Genomic DNA, 21741 nt, shown 5'->3' with positions numbered 1-21741 from the left:
CGCATCTTTCGACCGACTACTCCCGCCCGGCACTATGCCGGGCGGGATTTTTCAAAACCGGAAAGCCAGGATTTGACGATGCCCCTGTCTCATGACGAAATCACCCGGTTCCTGAAATCCGTCCACCCCTATGATGCCTTGCCCCCAGAAACACTGGATCAGATCGCCAATCAGGTCGAGGTTTGGGAAGTCGAGGAAGACTTTCCCGTGTACGAACTTGGGCGCACCCTGCCCGGCGTTTTCGTGATCTATGAAGGGCACGTTGAAATCACCGATGAGAATGACGCCGTGGTATCTCATCTTGGTCTGCGCAATTCGTTTGGTGAGCGTGGGCTACTGAAAGACGGGAAAGCCGCAACCAAGGCGCGCGCGCATACGCCATCCGTTTTGCTGGTCCTGCCGCCAGATCTGGTGCGCGAGTTGATCGATGGGCATGACGTCGTTTCGAAATTCTTCAACCGGACCCGTTCGAACCGGTCCGGCCCGCAAAGCCTGGCCACCAGCGCGATTGACGTTCTTATGGCGCATAACCCTGCAACCTGCCCACCGGACACATCAGTTCAAGAAGCCGCCCAAATCATGCGTGACAAGCACATTTCATCCTTGTGCGTCACCGAAACGGATAACCTGCTGGGCATCGCCACCTTGCGCGACATCTCGGGCAAATACGTAGCCAATGGCATGCCCGCAGAGACGCCGGTGTCAGCGATCATGACAGCGAACCCAATCACCCTGTCGCCATCTGACATTGGATCGGACGTTCTGCACGTGATGATGGAACGCGGGATCGGTCATATCCCGATCAGCGAAGGTGGACGTTTGGTCGGCATCGTAACGCAAACGGACCTAACCCATTATCAAGCCGTGAATTCGGCAGAGCTTGTCCGCCGGATCGCTCAAGCGGACTCGGCAGAACAAATGGCGATGGTAACGGCTGAAATCCCGCAGCTTCTGGTGCAACTTGTGGCTGCCGGAAACCGGCACGAGATCGTGACACGGCTGATAACGGACATTGCAGACACGGCAACCCGCCGACTGTTGGCCTTGGCCGAGGACAAGCTGGGCCCAGCACCCGTTCCCTACTTGTGGTTGGCTTGTGGGTCGCAAGGGCGGCAAGAACAAACTGGAGTATCCGATCAGGACAACTGTCTGATGCTGGACGACAGCGTGACCGATGCCGATATGAAGTACTTCGCCGAGCTTGCCAAATACGTCTCGGATGGCCTGGACACCTGCGGATATTTCTATTGCCCGGGCGACATGATGGCGACCAACCCACGATGGTGTCAGCCGGTGCGCGTCTGGCGCGACTACTTCAACGGATGGATCGCCAAACCGAACCCCGAGGCGCAGATGCTGGCCTCAGTCATGTTCGACCTGCGCCCTATCGGAGGGGCCTTTCACCTGTTCGACGATCTGCAGGCCGAGACACTGGCAGCGGCCAACGCAAACTCGATCTTTGTGGCGCACATGATCTCGAACTCGCTAAAACATACGCCTCCGTTGGGTCTGTTGCGCGGGTTTGCGACCATCCGGTCTGGTGAACATCGCAATACGCTGGACCTCAAACATAACGGAGTGGTCCCAGTCGTTGACCTTGCGCGGATCTACAGCCTTCAGGGCCAGTTGACCGAAGCCAATACTCGGGCGCGTTTGAAAGCAGCCGCATCTGGCGGTATCCTCAGCCCCTCGGGCGCGCGGGATTTGCTGGATGCGTATGATCTGATCGCAGAAACCCGCCTTGAGCATCAGGTCAGGCTTGTGAAGGGCGATCAAAAGCCGGACAATTTCCTGCCGCCCTCGGACCTGTCAGATTTTGAGCGAAGTCATCTTCGGGATGCGTTCGTTGTGGTAAAAACCATGCAATCGGCAGTAGGTCACGGCAAGGGAATGCTGGGCTAAAGCGGCAATAACTATTGGCGACTACGCCAGACATACGGAGAGTCACATGTTTCTGGAACTGATCGGCACCATATTTGCAGGCTTTGCCTTTGCCGGCATCGTAATGGTTCTAAACAAAGTGACGGGTGGCCGCCTGCCCCGCTGGATAACGCCCGTTGCCGCTGGTCTGGGTATGATCGGCATGACGATTACCAGTGAATATTCCTGGTACGACCGCACACGCGATACTCTTCCCGAAGGTATGACCGTCATTCAAGAAGTTGAAAGTCGCGCCTTCTATCGCCCCTGGACCTATGCTGTGCCCTTCGTAGACCGCTTTGCCGCCATTGATGCCGGTTCCGTTCGCACCAATGAACAGGTTCCCGAACAACGGTTGGTAGAACTGTATCTCTTTGGTCGCTGGGCCCCGGTCTCAAAACTGCCGGTCGTGGTCAACTGCAAAGAGTTCAGCCGCGCCAATCTTGCGGATGGGGCAGAATTCGCGGATGACGGGCGGCTGCTGAACGCCGACTGGATCGACGTCACCGCCAGTGACCCGATCGTCGAGGCAACCTGCGGAGTGTGACATGCTGAACCGGTTAAGCCTGCGTCTGCGCATTTTCCTGTTCTTCTGCCTGTTGGCCTTTGGCGCTCTGACCGTCAGCTCTCTGGCGCTGTGGATCAGCTATCGACGCGTTGCTGATCCTGATCTGCTTGATTCATTCATCTTTGCCGAAATCCTGATGGGTTTTGGCTTTCTGGCTTTGACTGCGGCGGTTTGGTTATTATTCGACGACAATGTCGCCAAGCCAATCGAACGGATATCCGCCCAACTTAGGGCCCGCGCGCATGCCGGGGTCAGCACCGAATTGGACACACAGGCCGCGCGATATCTGGGCGATCTGGCACCAGCCGCGGCTGGGCTAGCCGATCAGTTGTCCGGCAAAACACTGGACGTGGCGCAGGCCGTGGCCGAGGAAACCGCGCACCTGGCGGCAGAGAAACAACGTCTGACGGCCCTTCTGACCGAAATCCCAGTTGCGATGCTGTTGGCCGGCCCTACCCACAAGATCGTTTTGTATGATGGTCAGGCTGCCGAGGTGCTTGCACAGATTGCGCATCCCCGGCTGAATGCTTCGTTGCTGGAATATCTGAAGTCTGATCCGTTGGAAGAAGCTCATGCCAAGTTGGTGAAGACCGGGCTAGAGGTCACCTGTACACTGACCAGTGTTGATGGTACCCAGAGTTACAGGGCGCGCATGAAACCCTTGGGCAACGCACCGGGGTATATGCTGGTTTTTGAGGACAGTGCTGCAAACATCGCGCCCGAGGCTGCTCGACCCTTGGTCTATGACTTCGACTTGTTGAACACGTCCACGGACGAGGCCATCGACAACCTTGCTCTGCGGGACTTGTGCTTTGTCGTGTTTGACACCGAAACCACCGGACTACTGCCCCACAAGGACGAAATTGTTCAGATCGGGGCCGTGCGAGTTGTCAACGGGCGGATCGTGGAAGGAGAACAACTGGACATGCTGGTTGATCCCGGCATCCCGATCCCGCCGGCCTCGACCAAGGTGCACAAGATTAGTGATCATATGGTTCAGGGTGCGGCGGGCATTGCCGAGGCCGGGCGGGTGCTGCATCAGTTTGCCCGCGATGCAGTGATCGTGGCCCACAACGCGCCATTCGACATGGCGTTTCTACGGCGGCATGCCAAACGCATGGATGTCGATTGGGATCACCCCATTCTGGATACAGTTCTGTTGTCTGCCGTGCTGTTCGGGGCAAGTGATAAACACACGCTGGACGCCCTGTGCGAACGGTTGGACATCACCATCCCCGAACAACTGCGCCATACCGCTTTGGGTGATGCGATTGCTACCGCCCAAGCGCTGGTCAAAATGCTACCGATGCTGCAGGCGCGCGGCATGACAACCTTTGGCCTGGTCGTTGAGGCAACGCGCCAACATGGTCGTCTGTTGGAAGACCTGAACTAGTTCGGAAAACACGCATACCGGACGCAGCTTTTAATGGACAAACCCCGCGCGTCGTGGCACCTGAGGCACGGCCACGGGATGAGCGCGCAATGACGGAAAAACAATTCACTCCAACCCCGGATCGAAGCACCGCTTTCCGTGAAGCGTTGGGGTGTTTCGGAACCGGTGTGACGGTGATCACCACAAACACTGATCAGGGCCCTCGGGCCATCACGGTCAACTCATTCGCGTCGGTATCGCTGGACCCGCCCCTTGTCTTGTGGTGCTTGGCCAAAGACTCCAACCGGTTCGACGATTTCAATGCCAGCCGACATTATTCGATCCATGTGATGGGGCAGGATCAGCAGGAACAGGCCCTGCGCTTTGCCCGCGACGGCAAGGATTTTTCGCACGCGGAATGGGCCCACGACACTGCGCGCCGACCGCAATTATCCGGTTGTCTGGCCCGGTTCGATTGTCAGGTGCACGCACAACACGATGCGGGGGATCACCTGATCATTGTTGGCGAGGTTCAAAAGGTCATGTACCGCACCGGCAAAGGATTGATCTTTAAGCGCGGTCAATTTGGCGGCTTTGCGGATCTGATCTGACGGTTATTCGTCCAATGACCCATGTACGGCCAGAGCCTCTAGCTGAGTCTCTTGCGGCGTGATCAAACGGAAAGCCTCACGCACTCCGGCGTCTGACAGCTCACGCGAGACGGTCAGCAGCGTGTTTGGGTTATGCTCATCACACAGCTCGGACATGTGGGCGATCTCGGCCCGTGCGACGTCCATGGCGGCCTCGACCGACGGTGCCCCGTAAAGCTGCACAAAGTGTTCAGCAAGGCTCTGCGCGATCTGATCCAGCTCGCCCTGTTCCACCTGCGTGACCGCGACGAAGGTCACCCGCCCAAAGGTTTCCACGCCTAACCAGCCATTCGCAAAAGCCTGACGCGCTTTGCCTTCAAGATCGCCTTCGCCCCAATTTGAGAACTCGAATCCGCCCGAAATGCACCATTCCCCGGTTCGCGCCGGGGAGTGGAACACATTCATGTCGCTTTCGTCGAAATGGATTGCGCGCGCTAGTTTCATCATCCGTTCTCCAACAATTCCGTCAGCGGGCGAAGCTGTGTATCTGAACCATGCCGGATCAGCATGCCGAACCGTTCATCCGTCCCCAGAAACACGCCCGTTTCACCGAAGGGCTCTCCTACTCCGCGCAGCAGGCCTATCCATTCTCCGTGCACAGGCGCGTTACCGTCCTCTTGCCAGCGGTTCAGCCATGTCATCATGTGCCGCGACCAGCTTTCGACAAGCTGCGTTGCCGAGACATCCGCGCAGCCCTCGTCGTAAAGTGCGGTGACATCCGGGTTTTCGCCCGGTGCCTGACTGGTTTGCAGCAGCGCCAAATCCCAACCGACGATCAGCCAATCCGGTTCTGCTTCTGGATCTGCATCCGAAGCTGCCGCACGGAACATTCCGCATTTGGCCCCATTCACACATATCAGCCCGTCCCACCCCAGATGAACCGCGACCTCAGGCGGAGCTAGCGCGCCCAGCGCGTTCTGGAACCCAACAGCGCAAAGCGGCACCATTGCCATCGCATCGCGCAAGACAACCTCGGGGGCAAAAACGATGGCCACACGCAGACGATCGGCCTGAATGTTATAAACCACGGTACCGCCATCACAGCCCAGCGCAGCCATGGCCTGCGCGCGCTCGAACGGGTCTTCCCCACCCTGCACCGGGTGGCCCGTCAGCAAAGGGGGAAAGACCGGCTCGTTCATGCGTTGCCCTTGGCAATCATGCCGCGCGCAATTTGGCGAAACGCTTCGGCTTGCGGACTGTCGGGCTTGCTGACCACGATCGGTGCACCGCCATCAGCGGCAACCCGGATATCCAGATGCAGCGGGATTTCACCCAGCAAAGGAACGCCCAGCGCCTCGGCCTCGGACTTTACGCCGCCATGGCCGAACAAGTGTTCTTCATGCCCGCAGTTCGAACAGATATGCGTCGACATATTCTCAATCATCCCAAGGATGGGCGTCTTGAGCTGGTTGAACATGTCGATCCCCTTGCGGGCATCGATCAGAGCCACGTCCTGAGGGGTCGAGACAACAATGGCACCGTCCACGTTGAACTTCTGGCTCAACGTCAACTGCACGTCACCGGTGCCGGGCGGCAGGTCGACGATTAGAACATCCAGCGCGCCCCATTGCACCTGACCCATCATCTGTTGCAGCGCGCCCATCAGCATCGGACCACGCCAGACAACAGCCTGACCTTCATTGGTCATCAGGCCCATCGACATCATGGTGACGCCGTGGTTGCGCAATGGCAGGATCGTTTTGCCGTCGGGACTGGCCGGACGGCCCGAAACACCCAGCATCCGGGGCTGCGACGGGCCATAAACATCCGCATCCAGCAGACCAACGCGTCGCCCTTCGGCCGCCAAGGCACAAGCCAGGTTGGCGGAAACCGTGGACTTGCCAACGCCGCCCTTGCCCGAAGCCACAGCGATAATCCTGTCCACACCCGGCACGGCCTGCGGCCCGGTCTGCGAGGGCTTCGGTTTCGGCTTCAGATCTGGCGGTGCCTTTTCGGAATGTGCGGTCAGCATGGCCGAGACCGTGGAAACACCGTCGACCAACTTTGCAGCCTGTTCGGCTGCGGCACGGACGGGTTCCATCTGCTCAGCCTGCTTGGGGTCGATCTCAAGCACAAAGCGCACGGTGTCGCCTTCGACGTTCAGCGCGCGAACAACTCCAGCGCTGACGATGTCCTGTCCAGAGACGGGGTCAGTGATCTTTCTCAGGTTTGCAAGAACTGCGTCACGAACACTCATGCGTCATTCTCCTTTTGGAACCCGCTGGCCAGGGCTCTGCGTATCGACAAGCTGTGGTTGCCGTTCATTGCACGTGTCTCCGTCTCATTCAGTTCATTTGACGCATTTGGTGCCGTGCCGTTAGGCTGTGGCATGCGCTTTGTCCTCTTGTGCCTGAGCCTGACGCTCTCTGCCACCCCCTCTTGGTCGCAAGAGGCGATTGGTCTTGCCGCGCCGGACGAGGTTGCTGACTCTGGTCTGCTGCAACATATCCTTCCTCGCTTTTCTCTCAAGACCGGGATCCGGGTTATTGCAGATGATGCCGGCGTTTTGGTGCTGGAAACCGCCCCTCCGGGTGATCCTGTGTTCGCGCGCGACGGTGTGATCTATCACCTTCGGATCGAAGAGGACGTCAAACATGAGCGATTCCGCGACTGGCTGCTGTCCGATATCGGAAAACGGACGGTTGAAAGCTATGCGCCAGAGCAAGGCGCGCCCTTCTCGGCCAGCTTCGACATTGCAGCCGTGGAAACCGAAACAGTGATCGACGGCGATACGCTGCGCGGCGAGGAACTGTCGATGACCCATTGCGGTCGGTGCCATGTGATCGGACCAAAAAACCGGATGAATGGTCTGGGATCGACGCCCTCTTTCGCGGTGCTGCGCGCCATGCCGGACTGGTCGGAAAGATTTGAGGCGTTCTTTGCCCTAAACCCGCACCCCTCGTTCACACAGATCGACGGGCTGACACCTCCGTTTGATCCGCAGCGCCCATCACCCATCTATCCTGTCGAGATGACGCTAGACGACCTAGAGGCCATCCTTGCCTTTGTCTCGGTCATGACCGCAGCGGACTTGGGTGCGCCCTTACAGCTTCAGTGATCCTTTCGTTTTGAGAAATAATCCTCGGTCGTGACGACACGAGGTTTCGGGTTAGACTGGAACGGGTTGTCCTCTTGCTGGAACTGTGCGTTCACGCGGCAATTGTCACACATCTGGATCATCCGCGCCTTGTCCGAGGTGGCAAACATCGGATGTGTACCCGCAAGCTTTTCCATGATCCGTTCCACGGTGGACTTAACTCCGAACAATGCCCCGCATTCTACACAAGCAAACGGCTCCTCTTCATTCAGCACCTGCTGGGACAGGGCTGCATCGCTCAGGTCAAGCTGCGGGACAAGAGCAATCGCATCCTCCGGGCAGATGCCTTTGCACAACCCACATTGCAAACAGGCGTCTTGCTGGAAGTTCAATTGCGGCTTGTCCGGGTTATCGATCAAAGCACCCGACGGGCACAGCGACACACAGCTGAGGCACAAAGTACAGGCATCCGTGTTGACAGCGATCGCCCCATAGGGCGCGTTTTCCGGCAAGGCCAGCGGCTTTTCAGCTTTGGGGTTCAGTGCCTGCGCAGCCAAACGGGCGATCTGTCGGCGGTTACCCAATGGCAATACCGGGTCGGCCAAAGGCTGAGGGACATCTTGCGCATAAAGGACATCAGACAGCGCATCCGGGTCGGCCTCATCCAACAACCCCAGGGCATTCGCCCCCGCTATTGCCTGTGCCAAGGCCAGTTCACGGTCCAACGCATCGCGCTCGGTCGTTGGGGATAGCAAGACGTCCACTCGCGCGAAACCATGCGCCAAAGCAGCCAGCATCTCGGCATGGCCAAAGCCTGAAATCACACTCAGCTCCAGTGGGACCACATCGGCAGGCAAGCCACGTCCAAAACGGGCGGCCAATCGGATCATTTCGGCCCCGTGGGCATTATGCACCAACAAGCGTGGCGCGGCTCCACCAGCACGGCGGTAGGTGCGCGCCAGGATGTGCATCCGCGACAGCAACGCCGAAACCGGCGGATCTTCGTAGGTGATCGCAGTTGACGGACAAACCGCCGCGCATTCACCGCACCCGGCGCAGATCATGGGGTCGATTTCCACATGCTCACCGGCAGGTTTGATCGCACCGGTCGGGCAGATGTCCAGACAGTTCGTGCAAGCGACCTGTTCGGCCCGTGAATGGGCACACAGCGTTTCTTCCATCCGCACGTAAAGCGGCTTTTCGAACGTGCCGACCAATTGAACCGCCTCAAACGCCAACCGTTCGACGGACAATGGATCTTTGGGATCAGCCCGCAGATAGCCTTCGCGCTTGCCCGGTGCCTGAACCAAGGGTGTGTCGCCGGTCAGGTCCAGAACGATGTCACAGCCCGATTGTGCCCTGTCACGTGCCTCTGTCCACATAAAAGCTCCGCGACCGCCGGGCTCAAGCTGCTGAAACGCGTCAAGCTGCAGGGTAAACCCACCCAATGCACCGTTCAGCGATTTGATGCGCCCACGCACCACGTCGAACGCGCGCGAAAAGGGCGCAGCCTCATCTGTAACAAGCACCGTAACCGCCAGTGTAACGGCCAGTTTTTCAGCAGGTGCAAATGCAACGTCGCCGGGACCGATGATCAGGCATGTGCCTTCGCTATAGACGTCTACGCTGGGCGTCACCGGCTGCGGCAACAAGGCTTCGGCGGCCAGGGCAGCCATCTTGGGGGCCGCATCCGCGCCCTCATCAGACCACCCGGCCCTGTCACGAAGATCAACAAAGCCCGGGGCGTCCACATTCAGTTCTTTGGCCAGGGCCTGAAACACTTCCTGCTCTTGTCCGCAGGCAATGATGGTGTCCCCCTGTTGTATCTCCGCGGCCGCCGCTTCCAACTCTCGCGTGCAAAGCGCTGTGAAAACCTTGGAACATTCCATCTCGCAGGCCGAACCGATCTTGTCGGAATTCAGAGGTTGAGACCCGGCGCAATCGCATAACAGTAGTTTGGTGCCCATGATCCTCCCCCGGATACTTCTCCACCTCTTCGCATCTCAGGCTGTATCCCCGTTGCTGGAATGTAAACCCTTTGGGCCAGCGGGCCATTTGGCCACGGAAACCCCATTCTTTACAATAAACAAAGGTGTCCGCTTGCGAGGATCACTATTTTGCTACCAGCCATTACGACTAAGGTCGTACGAAGCGGGCTTGGCACCTGAGCGCTTTGTGTACCATAGTGGACCTCAGGGAAGGCATGGGAGAGCCTTCCGGGGAGGAGCCAGTGGCCAAGGCCGCAAGCCAGATTGAAATGCCAATCGGCGTCGTCGTGCGCAAAACACCCGGTGTAACCCGCTGGGCGAAATGGAATTGGCGCGCCATTGCTGTGTTGCCCGGTGCCGGGCCTGCGGACTGGCACGAAATGCGGCGTGAAGGCGAGGCCATTGAGTACCACGCAGCGACCCTGCCCCTGACCCTTTGGGCGGACGAAACCGAAGCCTATATGGTGAACCTGTCGGACGGCCAGCCGTCGATCTACCTTGTCCTTCGTGATGCGCTGGATGGCGAAAGGCCGATGGATGCAGTGCTGGTAACGGCGTCACCCTTCGAAGGTCAGGACTATGCCGATACCGGTGAAGAGATCGTTGAGAAAATTCCGATGACCGATGGGTTGATCGCCTGGGTGCGCGACTTCGCTCTGGAACATCATAACGACGAAGTCTTTGTGAAACGCCGTCGGGACAAAAAACGGATCGATTTGGTCGAGAACGGCAAGGGCGACGCACGCATCCGGCAAGAGTCAGACGTGTACCGCGCCCCGCGGAGGATCGTGCAGTGACCCAAGCCCGCGATTTCTGGTCCCGCCGCAAAGCGGCAGTACAGGCGGAAGCCGAGGCCGAGGTCATCGCGATTGAAGAACAGGCCATTGCCGCCCAACACGCCAAACTGGAAGAAAAATCCGATGCGGAGATTCTAAATGAACTCAACTTGCCCGACCCTGACGAATTGCAGGCGGGCGATGACGTCTCGGGCTTTATGGCCAAGGCGGTGCCTGACCGTCTGCGCCGTCGTGCCTTGCGACGGCTGTGGCGACTAAACCCGGTTCTGGCCAATGTCGATGGCCTTGTGGACTACGGCGAGGATTATACCGACGCCGCCTGCGTGATCGAAAACATTCAGACCGCATATCAGGTTGGAAAAGGTATGCTTGCACATGTCGAGGCGCTGGCGGCTGAGGCCGAAGACAGCGAAGCGGACGAGGCATTTGAATTGGATGAACCGCAGGAAGAACCCGTGGCACCCTCAGAACCCGCGCCAGAGCCCGTTGTGATAGTTAAGGCTGAAATAACACCGGACGCGTCGGAGGATGCAGAAATCACCCCTGCCCCACGCCGCATGAAATTTGAATTCGAAGGATAACCTGATGACCGCAAGTGAAGCGCAACAGATGAATGTCTCGACAGAGGATCGTATGCGCGCGGATTTCTACAACTTTCTGGGGCTGCTTCTGTCTGCGCCGCCTGATCAGATGCTGCTGGATCAAGTTTCCGGTCTGACTGGCGATGAAACCGATCTTGGACAGGCCATTCAGGCCATGGCCCGCGTCGCCAAAGTGACCAAGCCCGCCGCTGCGGAACGCGAATTCAACGCGTTGTTCATCGGGTTGGGACGCGGCGAGCTGCTACCTTACGCCAGCTTCTACCTCACTGGATTCCTGAATGAGAAACCTCTGGCGCAACTGCGCAACGACATGGCGATGCGCGGCATTACCCGAGCCCGGAATGTTTTTGAACCGGAAGACAACATCGCTTCATTGATGGAGATGATGGCGGGCATGATCGTTGGTCGCTTCGGCGCAGCTGCATCTTTGGAGGACCAGAGGGCATTCTGGAACAAACATATCGGCCCTTGGGCCATGCATTTTTATTCGGATTTGGAAGGCGCCGAAAACTCGGTTCTCTATGCCTCGATCGGCACAGCCGGTCGGATCTTTATGGAGATCGAGCGCGAAGCCTTCCGAATGACGGCAGCGTGAAACGCTGTCATTCGCCAGCGCCCCCATGGGGCGTCACACTGCAAATGGGAGAGGAGAAACCCATGAGCAAGACCAAGGAAGAAGGCGCAACGCGCCGCGACTTCCTCAAATTGGCTGGAACCGCAGCGCCCGCTGCCGTTGCCGCCGCCAGCCTGAGCGGAAAAGCCGAGGCAGCCGAGCTGCCTACGGATGAAACCCGCATTCAGGACACCGCGCACACGCGCGCATACTTGAAAAGCGCACGCTTCTAGCGCGACGACAGCGCCCGGTTCTAACCCGGACGAGGTCACACCCGACTGACGGTTGCGATTGGCCCTGACGTCGGCACCAGCAGTACCAAGCCAGCCGTGGCTCACACGGCGCGCAAGGGAGGAAAGAAATGCTTAGGAAAAAGACCAACGGGGTTGCGAGACGCCCCCAGCGGACAAGTATCCTGTCCCAGGTCGGCGAGAAAACCGTCGATCGCCGCGCATTCCTGCGTGGCTCGGGCCTGACGATCGGCGGCCTTGCCGCGATCAGCGCCACGGGTGGAACCGTGACGCCAGCCAGTGCCCAGACAGCGGCCAATCAGGCCGTCGAAAACATCAAGTCCATATGCACCCACTGCTCGGTCGGCTGTACCGTCGTCGCCGAAGTGCAGAACGGCGTCTGGATCGGGCAAGAGCCCGGTTGGGATAGCCCGTTCAATCTGGGTGGACATTGCGCCAAGGGGGCCGCAGTTCGCGAGCACGCCCATGGCGAGCGTCGCCTCAAGTATCCGATGAAGAAGGAAGGCGGCGAGTGGAAGCGCATCAGCTGGGAAGAGGCGATCAACGAGATCGGCGACGGCATGATGAGCATCCGCGAGGAATCCGGTCCAGACAGCGTCTATTGGCTGGGTTCTGCGAAGCATAACAACGAACAGGCCTATCTGTTCCGCAAATTCGCCGCCTATTGGGGCACGAACAACGTGGACCATCAGGCCCGTATTTGCCACTCAACCACGGTTGCAGGTGTCGCGAACACATGGGGCTATGGCGCCATGACCAATTCGTACAATGACATCCATAACTCTCGGGCCATCTTCATCATCGGCGGCAACCCGGCCGAGGCGCACCCTGTCTCGCTGCTGCACGTTCTGCGCGCGAAAGAGCAGAACAACGCGCCGCTGATCGTCTGCGACCCGCGCTTTACGCGCACCGCGGCGCATGCGGATGAATATGTCCGCTTCCGCCCCGGTACAGACGTTGCTTTGGTCTGGGGTATTCTGTGGCACATCTTCGACAATGGATGGGAGGACAAAGAATTCATCCGCACCCGTGTCTGGGGCATGGATCAGATCCGTGAAGAGGTTGCCAAGTGGAACCCGGAAGAGGTCGAGCGCGTCACCGGCACCCCCGGTTCGCAGCTGAAGCGTGTTGCGCGCACCATGGCCAACAACCGTCCTGGTACGGTGATCTGGTGTATGGGTGGTACGCAGCACACCAATGGTAATAACAACACCCGCGCCTACTGCGTGTTGCAGCTTGCGCTTGGCAACATGGGCACCTCGGGTGGTGGCACCAACATCTTCCGCGGCCATGACAATGTTCAGGGCGCAACGGACCTTGGTGTTCTGTCCCACACCCTGCCCGGCTATTATGGCCTGTCAAAAGGTGCATGGGGTCACTGGGCACGTGTCTGGGGTGAAGAGCCCGAATGGCTGGCGGGCCAGTTCGCCACGATCAAGGACAAGGAAGGCAAGGACAAACCGCTTCAGAACGAACGCGGCATCCCTGTTTCCCGCTGGATCGACGGTGTTCTGGAAGACCCGGCAAACATGGATCAGGACAACAATGTCCGCGCCATGGTGCTGTGGGGCCACGCGCCCAACTCACAGACCCGGATGACGGAAATGAAGACGGCGATGGAGAAGCTGGACATGCTGGTCGTGATCGACCCGTATCCTACAGTTTCCGCCGTTTTGCATGACCGTACCGATGGTGTCTACCTGTTGCCCGCCTGTACGCAATTCGAAACCCGCGGCTCGGTCACGGCATCGAACCGCTCGCTGCAGTGGCGTGACAAGGTGGTGGAACCGCTGTTCGAAAGTCTGCCAGACGAGGTCATCATGGCCAAGTTCGCCAACAAGTTCGGCTGGGCGGACCGTCTGTTCCGAAACATCGAAATGGACGACCCGGAAACACCGAATGTTGAAAGCATCACACGTGAGTTCAACTCGGGCCTCTGGACCATCGGTTACACCGGTCAGTCACCGGAACGTCTGAAAAGTCACATGGCCAACCAGCACACGTTCGACAGAACCACGCTGCAGGCCATTGGTGGACCCAACGACGGCGAGTATTACGGTCTACCCTGGCCTTGCTGGGGAACGGCTGAGATGGGTCATACGGGGACACCAAACCTCTATGACATGTCCAAACCGGTGGCCGAAGGCGGCCTGACCTTCCGCGCCCGTTTCGGCGTGGAACGCGATGGTGACAACCTGCTGGCCGAAGGGGTTTATAGTGTCGGGTCGGAAATTCAGGACGGATACCCTGAATTTACGATGCAGATGCTGATGGACCTTGGCTGGGATGGCGATCTAACCGCCGAAGAACGCGCGGCCATAGACGCCGTTGCGGGACCAGAAACCAACTGGAAGACCGACCTGTCCGGCGGCATCCAGCGGGTTGCGATCGAGCATGGCTGTGCGCCCTTCGGGAACGCCAAAGCCCGCGCGGTTGTCTGGACCTTCCCGGATCCGATCCCAATCCATCGTGAGCCGCTTTATACGCCACGTCGCGATCTGGTAGAGGACTATCCGACCTACGAGGACCGTCAGGCCTATCGCCTACCCACGCTTTATGCATCGATCCAAAAGAACGACTTTTCAAAGGATTATCCGATAATCCTGACGTCTGGTCGTCTGGTCGAGTATGAGGGCGGCGGTGATGAGTCACGGTCAAACCCGTGGCTGGCCGAGCTGCAACAGGACATGTTCGTCGAGATCAATCCGCGCGATGCCAACAATCTGGGCATTCGTGACGGGGCACAGGTCTGGGTCGAAGGTCCCGAGGGCGGCAAGGTCAAGGTGATGGCGATGCTGACCAACAGGGTCGGTGCCGGCGTGGCCTTCATGCCGTTCCACTTTGGTGGCCATTTTCAGGGTGAAGACCAGCGGAATAAATACCCTGCTGGTGCCGACCCCTATGTCTTGGGTGAAAGTTCCAACACCGCCCAGACTTATGGCTATGATTCAGTGACCCAGATGCAAGAGACCAAGTGTACTCTCTGCAAGATCTCGGCAGCGTAAGGAGAACGATAATGGCTAGAGCAAAGTTTCTCTGCGACGCTGAACGCTGCATCGAGTGCAACGCCTGCGTAACCGCGTGTAAGAACGAGCACGAGGTGCCGTGGGGCATCAACCGCCGCAGGGTGGTGACGATCAATGATGGCAACCCGGGCGAACGCTCGATCTCGGTGGCCTGTATGCATTGTTCGGATGCGCCTTGCATGGCGGTGTGCCCGGTCGACTGCTTCTATCAGAACGAGGAAGGCGTCGTCCTGCACTCCAAGGACCTGTGCATTGGCTGTGGCTATTGCTTCTATGCGTGCCCCTTCGGTGCGCCGCAATACCCGCAGGCGGGCAACTTCGGATCACGTGGCAAGATGGACAAATGTACCTTCTGCGCCGGTGGTCCCGAAGAAAACAACTCGACCGCAGAGTTCGCAAAATATGGTCGCAACCGGATCGCCGAGGGCAAACTGCCCATCTGCGCCGAGATGTGTTCCACAAAGGCCCTGCTCGCCGGCGACGGTGATGTTGTGTCCGCCATCTACCGTGAGCGCGTCGTGGCGCGCGGGTTTGGCTCGGGCGCATGGGGTTGGGGCACAGCCTACGATCAGAAAGACGGATAAATCCGTCTGACAAGAAAAGACGGTCCCGTGTTCATCCACGGGACCGTCACAGCGCGACCAAAGGGATTTGGTCGAGCTTAGGTTGCATGTCCAATCTGCGCGGAGCATTTCATGACCGAAGATATTTACTGGCTGCTGAAACTTGAGTTGCAGGCCGATCAGGATGCTGCATTTGATGCGCTGATGGCGGAAATGGTGGATGCGACACTGAACGAAAGTGGTGCGAAATCTTATGAGTGGCATCGTACAGGGTCGACTGTTCACATCTATGAACGCTACGCCAGTTCAGATGACGCAATGATCCATATGCAGAACTTCGGAGCGAATTTTGCCGACCGTTTTCTGGCAATTCTCACCCCCACCACGTTAGAGGTTTACGGACCAGCAAAAGATGACCTGCGCGATACCCTGACACCCGTAGGAGCAGTTTTTCACGAACAAGTCGGCGGCTTTGACCGATAACCCCGTACGACACAGGAGATTCGATAGATGCGCCTGATCCAAATGCTGCTGATACCACTTTTCCTTGCCAGTTTTGCCTGGGCACAGGAAAACACTGAAGTTCCTGCAGAATCTGACCGCAGCGCCACAGGCGGTGCAACCACTCTGCAAGATATCATGGCCCGTCAGCGTGGTGAAAAGGTCGACAACAGCTATCGGTCCGAAAACTCCGGCCAAGGCAATGCCGAAGGCTTGCTTGGACAGCTTGGAACGCGCGGTGTGACCTCGGACAGCGATGTCTATCGCGCACTTCGCTACGGTTTGGCGGATGTGACCGTGTCATCTCATGGACCGGCCGCGACTGTACTGATCCAGGACGGCGGCATGTGGTGGCTGAACTTCCGCACCGGCCCTTTGCGTGAATACGGATCTTACATCATCGGCGGTATGCTTGTACTGTTGCTGCTGTTTTTCCTGATCCGCGGAAAGATCAGGATTGATGGTGAAAAGACCGGGCGGAAGATTCTGCGTTTCAACGGGATTGAGCGGTTTGGGCATTGGCTGTTTGCCGGGTCCTTCCTGATCCTGGGCATTACCGGCCTGCTGACCTTGTATGGCCGTGATTTCCTGATCCCCGTTTTTGGCAAAGAGGGGTTCGCGACCATCGCTCAGGGCTGCAAATGGCTGCACAACAACCTGGCTTGGGCCTTTATGCTGGGGCTGATCATCGTGACCGTGAACTGGATTTCTCACAACATCCCGAACCGCACCGACCTGAAATGGCTCGCTGCTGGTGGGGGGTTATTCACCAAAGGCAGCCATCCCCCAGCCAAGAAATTCAATGCCGGACAAAAGATCATTTTCTGGCTGTGCATCCTGCTGGGCGTCTCGATCAGCCTGTCGGGTCTGTCGCTGCTGTTCCCGTTTGAAATGCCGCTGTTTGCCAAAACCTTCTCTATCGCAAACGCGACAGGCATTCCGCAAATGCTGGGCTTGAACCTGCCCGTGCAGATGTCCCCGCAGGAAGAGATGCAATACGCCCAGATTTGGCATGTCATGGTCGCCTATGCGTTCATCGCGATCATTCTGGCCCACATCTATCTGGGCTCGGTCGGTATGGAGGGCGCGTTTGACGCCATGGGAACCGGAGAGGTTGAAGAACAATGGGCGCGCGAGCATCACTCGCTGTGGCTGGAAGAGGTGCAGGCAAAAGAGGCCAGCGAAGGGGCGGCCTCGCCCGCCGAATAAATGCGCAAGCTGGTTCTGGCTCTGGCGTTGATGCCCCTGCCCGCAATGGCCGAGTTCTTTACGCTCAAGGGCCACGGCGGACCCATCATGGGGATCGCCACCGCGCCAGACGGTCGGATCGCCACGGCCAGCTTTGACAACTCGGTCGGTGTTTGGACGGATCAATCCCCAAAATGGTTGGAAGGCCACGAAGCGGCTGTCAATTCAGTTGTTTTCAACGGCACCGCGATCTATTCGGCAGGAGATGACTTTACATTGCGCCGGTGGCCCGAAGGTCAGGTTGTGGGTCAGCACAAAGGCAAGATCGTGGGCGTGGCCGCATCCAAAACCCATGTGGCAACGGCCAGTTGGGACGGCACAATCGGCCTATGGCCAGTTGACGGTTCGGCGCCGTCGATCCTCGGCCCTACTGGCAGTGGTATAAACGCTGTCGAATTCTCGAACGATGGTTCACAGCTCTATTCCGCGGGCATCGACGGGTCATTGCGTATTTGGGACGTCGCCACCGGGCAGGAAACCAACCGGTTTGTTGAACACGGCTTTGGTATCAACGAGCTGGTGCTGAACGAGCGGGATAACTGGATTGCCTACGGTGCGGTTGATGGCGTCACCCGCGTCCTCGACCTGACAACTGGCGACGAGCGTGATTTCACTTTGGAACGTCGACCGATCCTTGCATTGGCGCTCAGCCCGGATCGCAGCATGTTGGCCGTCGGAGACGGCGAAGGCTATATCATGGTGATCGACACGGTCGAATGGCGCATCGCGCAGGATTTCAGGGCCACCTTACGCGGCCCGGTCTGGGCGCTGGCCTTTTCGCCTGATGGGCAGAACCTGCATGCGGGTGGCATCGACGAGGCCATGTATAGCTGGCCAGTTACCGCGCTTGGCGATCAGGAACAGATGGCTGCGAATGAACCTAGTTTTCTCAAGAACCCTGAAGAAATGGAAAACGGGGAACGCCAGTTTGCCCGTAAATGCTCGATCTGCCACAGCCTGACCTCCGACGGGCAACGCCGCGCAGGCCCGTCCCTGTACGGAATTTTCGGGCGCAAATCGGGAACGTTGCCTGAATATTTTTACTCGAACACGCTGCAAGACTCTGATATCGTTTGGAATGAAGAAACGATAAACGCTCTGTTTGACGAAGGGCCGGACCACTACATTCCGGGGTCGAAGATGCCGATGCAACGGATCACCGAACCCAGGGACAGGGACGACCTTATCGCCTTTCTACGCCGCGCCACGGCACCAGAAAACTGAGCCGGAGGAGACCTATGAAAGCCTTTCTAGCTGCTGTCGCCGTAATGGCGGTGATTACTGTCGCCGCGCCTTATACGCTGCAACAGATCGGTTTCAGTGCTGCGGATACCGGCACCAGCTCGGCTGTGCGTCTCGACTGAATGTCCGAATATCTGACCACCAAGGAACTGGCCGATCTGCTGCGCATTGGCGAACGGAAGGCCTATGACCTGGCCTCATCGGGTGAGGTGCCTTGCGTGCGTGCCATGGGCAAACTGCTGTTCCCGCGGGCCGAGGTGACTGCATGGCTGAACGCCTCGCGATCTGGCCCGGAAGTGGCCGAACCGCCCCTTCCCCCGATTGTCGCTGGCAGTCACGATCCGCTGCTGGACTGGGCGCTGCGCGAAAGTGGTTCGGGGCTGGCGACCTATTATGATGGCTCGTTCGACGGGCTGACCCGTCTAAAAGACCGCAACGCGCAGGCGGCAGCGCTGCACATTCATGAGGATGGCGGGTTCAACACCCAAACCCTGAAAGACGCTTTGGGTGAGGCCCCGGTCGTTCTGTTCGAAATCGCGCAGCGGCAGCGTGGGTTGCTGCTGGCACCGGGCACGTCGGATATTCAGGGTTTTGCGCAGCTAAAAGGCCGACGTATCATCCTACGCCAAGATAGCGCGGCCAGCCAAAGGTTGTTCGATGCACAGCTAAAGGCCCACGATATGACGCGCGAAGATCTGGAAACCCTACCCACCTGTGCCCGCACAGAAGAAGAGTTGGCCATTGCCCTGCATGACAACAAGGCCGAAGTCGGGTTCGGACTAGGCGCATTGGCTGGGCTGTACGATCTGGGGTTTGTTCCCACGCATACCGAACGTCTGGACCTGGCGATTTGGCGTCGAGCCTATTTCGATGACCCGATGCTGAAATTGCTCAGCTTTGTGCAGTCCGACCGGTTCCTGACCCGCGCCGATGAGTTTGGTGGGTATGACCTGTCCGGTCTGGGAACGATCCACCACAATGGCGCCAGCGGGTGATCCCCTATTTCGCGTTCGGAAAGAACAGCTGCTGACCATTCAACTCAAAGGCCTCGATGGCTGCCTGCCCGTCCGGGCCGATCAACCAATCAACAAACCGCTGCCCTGCCGCCGCCCGTACACCCGCGTGTTTTTCGGGGTTCACCAGAATAACGCCGTACTGGTTGAACAAGCGCGGGTCACCTTCGACCAACACTTCAAGGTTTCCACGGTTGCCGAAGGACTCCCACGTCGCACGATCCGTCAGGGTATAAGCATCCATGCCACTGGCCACGTTCAACGTCGCGCCCATGCCTGAACCGGTTTCCCTGTACCACGTGCCCGATTCCGCAGTCGGATCTACTCCGGCGTCGTTCCAGTGGCGCATTTCGGCCTTATGCGTTCCGCTGTCGTCCCCGCGTGATGCAAAGGGAACTTCGGCCTCAGATACCGCGGTCAAAGCGGCCACGATATCCGGTCCGCCCTTCACCTTGGCCGGGTCTGATTTCGGACCGACAAGAACGAAGTCATTATACATCACGTCAAATCGTTCAACACCCCAGCCGTCGTCGACAAACTGCTCCTCGTCCGCCTTTGCATGGACCAACAGAACGTCACCATCCCCATTGATTGCGTTACGGATCGCCTGCCCGGTGCCCACAGCAACAACGCGCACGTCGATCCCGGTTTCCGCCTCGAACCAAGGAAGGATGTAATCCAACAGTCCCGAATTTTGGGTCGAGGTCGTTGATTGCACCACGATAAATGGTTCTTCGGCCATGGCCGGACCTGAAAACAAGCCAAGTGAAACCAATGCTGCCCGAATGAAATTCCGGATCATTCTAAACTCCAGATTTTTTGTTATGTCACCAATCCGCCTGCAAGATACCTGCGCGAGGCATCACTTTTGGGATCGTCCAATACCTGACGCGCATCGCCATGTTCAACCACATGACCGCCCTGCATCATGACGACATCCGATGCCAGCCGGCGCGCCTGACCGATGTCATGGGTCACCATGACAATGCGCACCCCCCCTTCTGATGCCCGCAGGATCATGCGTTCAATCACCTGAGTGGCGCTGGGGTCCAGCGCGCTGGTCGGTTCGTCTAGAAACAAGGTATCCGGGTCCAGCGCCAGCGCGCGCAGGATGGCCAGCCGCTGCGCCTCACCTCCCGACAGCGATCTGGCCGATTGCCGGGCTTTGCCTTCCAGCCCGCCTTGGGCCAGCAAATCAGCAATACGCGTCTTGCGAGCAACGCGCTGCAGGCCCTGCCGTTTCAGGACAAAATCCAGATTGGCTGCAACGGACCGGCGCAGCAAGACGGGTTGCTGAAACACCATCGCCTGCCGGGCCTTGTGATCAGCATTCAAAGGAACTCCATCTTGCTCCACGTACCCTTTGTCCGGCGCAATCAGCCCATGCAGGCACCGCAGCAACAGGCTTTTGCCCGCGCCGTTCGGTCCAAGGATTAAGGTCGGCCCCGGCCCGCTCAATGTCAGGTGCGGAACGTCCAGCAATGCGGTGCCATTACGCGCAATCTGCAATCCATTAACGGTGATGCGCCGCGCCATTTCCGAGACCAGATCACGCATGGCGCAACCCCTCTCTCTCAGCCCGCAGGCTGAGCGTGCTGACCATGGCGTTCACCGCTATGGCAATACCGATCAGGATCGCGCCGAGCGCCAGGGCCAGCGCAAGATTTCCCTTGGACGTTTCCAACGCGATGGTCGTCGTCATCACCCGTGTCACGTGGTTGATGTTGCCGCCAACGATTATGACCGCCCCAACTTCGGCAATGGCGCGACCAAATCCGGCCAGCAACGCCGTGACCAGCGCCAACCGCGCATCCCACAGAAGTACTGGCACAGACGCCAGCCGCGACACGCCCAAGGATCGGAGCTGTTCCGAGTATTCCTCGGCCAGCATCTCGACCACCTGCCGCGTCAACGCAGCGACGATGGGCGTCACCAAAACAACCTGCGCGATGATCATCGCGGTCGGTGTGTAGAGCAGTTCAAGGACGCCCAAAGGCCCGGATCGCGACAACATCAGATAAACCAGCAGGCCTACGACAACCGGCGGGAACCCCATCAGCGCGTTCATAAGAATGATCAAAACCCGCCGCCCCGGAAAGCGTACAACAGCCAGCGCAGCGCCAACAGGCATGCCAATAAGTGCAGAAATCAGGACGGCAAAAATGGAAACTTTCAGGGAAAGCAGCACAATCGCCCAAAGCTCTGGATCCCCATTCAGGATCAGAGTGAACGCCGTATTGAATTCCGCTGCAAATCCCTGCATTTTATTCGGACTATCGCCAGTTTCGTATGAAATGCGCTGTTATTCATAGAATTCTACGCCATTTCGATCTCAAGTACAGACACATTT

At 58.4% G+C, this 21741-nt stretch carries 23 protein-coding genes; 16 read left to right on the top strand and 7 right to left on the bottom strand.

Features of this window, described 5'->3' with window-relative positions; translation table 11 throughout:
• The first annotated feature begins 78 nt into the window (after nucleotides 1–78).
• The 4 genes from AC2FI8_RS00885 to AC2FI8_RS00870 all read left to right on the top strand — a co-directional run bounded on the left by AC2FI8_RS00885 (nucleotide 79) and on the right by AC2FI8_RS00870 (nucleotide 4471).
• Nucleotides 79–1902, top strand: coding sequence for a DUF294 nucleotidyltransferase-like domain-containing protein (locus AC2FI8_RS00885; RefSeq protein WP_496776505.1), 1824 nt, complete (start codon nucleotides 79–81; stop codon nucleotides 1900–1902).
• Nucleotides 1903–1948: 46 nt separating this feature from the next.
• Nucleotides 1949–2467 carry a hypothetical protein gene (locus AC2FI8_RS00880; RefSeq protein ID WP_496776502.1) on the top strand — a complete coding sequence of 173 codons (519 nt, stop codon included), beginning with the start codon at nucleotides 1949–1951 and terminating at the stop codon, nucleotides 2465–2467.
• A 1-nt stretch (nucleotide 2468) separates the two neighbouring features.
• The gene (locus AC2FI8_RS00875) at nucleotides 2469–3881 is read left to right on the top strand and encodes a 3'-5' exonuclease (RefSeq protein WP_496776500.1); all 1413 of its coding nucleotides are present in this window, start codon (nucleotides 2469–2471) and stop codon (nucleotides 3879–3881) included.
• An 89-nt stretch (nucleotides 3882–3970) separates the two neighbouring features.
• Entirely contained in the window at nucleotides 3971–4471 is a 501-nt protein-coding gene (locus tag AC2FI8_RS00870; protein ID WP_496766669.1) for a flavin reductase family protein, read from the top strand.
• A gap of 3 nt (nucleotides 4472–4474) precedes the next feature.
• On the opposite strand, the gene AC2FI8_RS00865 is transcribed toward AC2FI8_RS00870, so the two are convergent.
• Genes AC2FI8_RS00865 through AC2FI8_RS00855 form a run of 3 tightly spaced genes read right to left on the bottom strand, consistent with a single transcriptional unit; the run spans nucleotide 4475 to nucleotide 6707 of the window.
• On the bottom strand, nucleotides 4475–4954 hold the full coding sequence (locus AC2FI8_RS00865; RefSeq protein WP_496776498.1) for a DUF6505 family protein: 480 nt from the start codon (nucleotides 4952–4954) through the stop codon (nucleotides 4475–4477).
• Entirely contained in the window at nucleotides 4954–5649 is a 696-nt protein-coding gene (locus AC2FI8_RS00860; RefSeq protein ID WP_496695154.1) for a biotin/lipoate--protein ligase family protein, read from the bottom strand. The genes AC2FI8_RS00865 and AC2FI8_RS00860 overlap by 1 nt, the downstream gene beginning before the upstream one ends.
• Nucleotides 5646–6707: an Mrp/NBP35 family ATP-binding protein gene (locus AC2FI8_RS00855; RefSeq protein ID WP_109312119.1), complete on the bottom strand. Its 1062-nt coding sequence runs from the start codon at nucleotides 6705–6707 to the stop codon at nucleotides 5646–5648. Before AC2FI8_RS00855 ends, AC2FI8_RS00860 begins: the two co-directional genes overlap by 4 nt.
• A 132-nt stretch (nucleotides 6708–6839) precedes the next feature.
• Here AC2FI8_RS00855 and AC2FI8_RS00850 point away from each other — a divergent pair, with 132 nt between their 5' ends.
• Nucleotides 6840–7568 (top strand): c-type cytochrome, encoded by a 729-nt coding sequence (locus AC2FI8_RS00850; protein ID WP_496776495.1) that lies wholly within the window; start codon nucleotides 6840–6842, stop codon nucleotides 7566–7568.
• On the opposite strand, the gene AC2FI8_RS00845 is transcribed toward AC2FI8_RS00850, so the two are convergent.
• A complete protein-coding gene (locus AC2FI8_RS00845; RefSeq protein WP_496776493.1) occupies nucleotides 7562–9514 on the bottom strand; it encodes a 4Fe-4S binding protein in 1953 nt (650 codons plus the stop codon). The genes AC2FI8_RS00850 and AC2FI8_RS00845 overlap by 7 nt on opposite strands.
• Nucleotides 9515–9777: 263 nt before the next feature.
• Here AC2FI8_RS00845 and AC2FI8_RS00840 point away from each other — a divergent pair, with 263 nt between their 5' ends.
• The 11 genes from AC2FI8_RS00840 (at nucleotide 9778) to AC2FI8_RS00790 (ending at nucleotide 19373) form a co-directional block, all read left to right on the top strand.
• Entirely contained in the window at nucleotides 9778–10332 is a 555-nt protein-coding gene (locus tag AC2FI8_RS00840; RefSeq protein ID WP_496776491.1) for a DUF3305 domain-containing protein, read from the top strand.
• On the top strand, nucleotides 10329–10913 hold the full coding sequence (locus tag AC2FI8_RS00835) for a DUF3306 domain-containing protein (protein WP_496776489.1): 585 nt from the start codon (nucleotides 10329–10331) through the stop codon (nucleotides 10911–10913). Before AC2FI8_RS00840 ends, AC2FI8_RS00835 begins: the two co-directional genes overlap by 4 nt.
• 4 nt (nucleotides 10914–10917) lie before the next feature.
• Nucleotides 10918–11529 (top strand): TorD/DmsD family molecular chaperone, encoded by a 612-nt coding sequence (locus AC2FI8_RS00830; protein ID WP_496776487.1) that lies wholly within the window; start codon nucleotides 10918–10920, stop codon nucleotides 11527–11529.
• Between the two features lie 62 nt (nucleotides 11530–11591).
• Nucleotides 11592–11780: a ubiquinol-cytochrome c reductase iron-sulfur subunit N-terminal domain-containing protein gene (locus AC2FI8_RS00825; protein ID WP_108858848.1), complete on the top strand. Its 189-nt coding sequence runs from the start codon at nucleotides 11592–11594 to the stop codon at nucleotides 11778–11780.
• Nucleotides 11781–11908: 128 nt separating this feature from the next.
• Nucleotides 11909–14803, top strand: coding sequence for a formate dehydrogenase subunit alpha (locus tag AC2FI8_RS00820; RefSeq protein ID WP_496704357.1), 2895 nt, complete (start codon nucleotides 11909–11911; stop codon nucleotides 14801–14803).
• A gap of 11 nt (nucleotides 14804–14814) precedes the next feature.
• Nucleotides 14815–15408: a formate dehydrogenase FDH3 subunit beta gene (gene fdh3B, locus AC2FI8_RS00815; protein ID WP_058273836.1), complete on the top strand. Its 594-nt coding sequence runs from the start codon at nucleotides 14815–14817 to the stop codon at nucleotides 15406–15408.
• 111 nt (nucleotides 15409–15519) lie between these two features.
• Nucleotides 15520–15870 carry a putative quinol monooxygenase gene (locus AC2FI8_RS00810; protein WP_496733019.1) on the top strand — a complete coding sequence of 117 codons (351 nt, stop codon included), beginning with the start codon at nucleotides 15520–15522 and terminating at the stop codon, nucleotides 15868–15870.
• 27 nt (nucleotides 15871–15897) lie between these two features.
• Nucleotides 15898–17097 carry a formate dehydrogenase subunit gamma gene (locus AC2FI8_RS00805; protein ID WP_496776484.1) on the top strand — a complete coding sequence of 400 codons (1200 nt, stop codon included), beginning with the start codon at nucleotides 15898–15900 and terminating at the stop codon, nucleotides 17095–17097.
• Nucleotides 17098–18360, top strand: coding sequence for a c-type cytochrome (locus tag AC2FI8_RS00800; protein ID WP_496776482.1), 1263 nt, complete (start codon nucleotides 17098–17100; stop codon nucleotides 18358–18360).
• A gap of 14 nt (nucleotides 18361–18374) precedes the next feature.
• A complete protein-coding gene (locus tag AC2FI8_RS00795) occupies nucleotides 18375–18500 on the top strand; it encodes a hypothetical protein (protein ID WP_496776480.1) in 126 nt (41 codons plus the stop codon).
• Nucleotides 18501–19373 carry a substrate-binding domain-containing protein gene (locus AC2FI8_RS00790; RefSeq protein WP_496776478.1) on the top strand — a complete coding sequence of 291 codons (873 nt, stop codon included), beginning with the start codon at nucleotides 18501–18503 and terminating at the stop codon, nucleotides 19371–19373.
• A 4-nt stretch (nucleotides 19374–19377) separates the two neighbouring features.
• Here AC2FI8_RS00790 and AC2FI8_RS00785 read toward each other — a convergent pair whose 3' ends face one another.
• From AC2FI8_RS00785 to AC2FI8_RS00775, 3 genes are read right to left on the bottom strand one after another with little or no spacing between them, the layout of a single operon-like run.
• Complete coding sequence (locus AC2FI8_RS00785; protein WP_496776476.1) at nucleotides 19378–20193, bottom strand: ABC transporter substrate-binding protein; 816 nt, start codon at nucleotides 20191–20193, stop codon at nucleotides 19378–19380.
• A gap of 20 nt (nucleotides 20194–20213) precedes the next feature.
• Nucleotides 20214–20948 (bottom strand): ATP-binding cassette domain-containing protein, encoded by a 735-nt coding sequence (locus tag AC2FI8_RS00780; protein WP_496766697.1) that lies wholly within the window; start codon nucleotides 20946–20948, stop codon nucleotides 20214–20216.
• A complete protein-coding gene (locus AC2FI8_RS00775) occupies nucleotides 20941–21654 on the bottom strand; it encodes an ABC transporter permease (RefSeq protein ID WP_496766699.1) in 714 nt (237 codons plus the stop codon). Before AC2FI8_RS00775 ends, AC2FI8_RS00780 begins: the two co-directional genes overlap by 8 nt.
• Nucleotides 21655–21741: the final 87 nt, after the last annotated feature.

This window comes from Ruegeria sp. CDSB029, assembly GCF_059611125.1.
The sequence above is the reverse complement of the archived record's forward strand: the minus strand, read 5'-3'. Positions and strand labels throughout refer to the sequence as shown.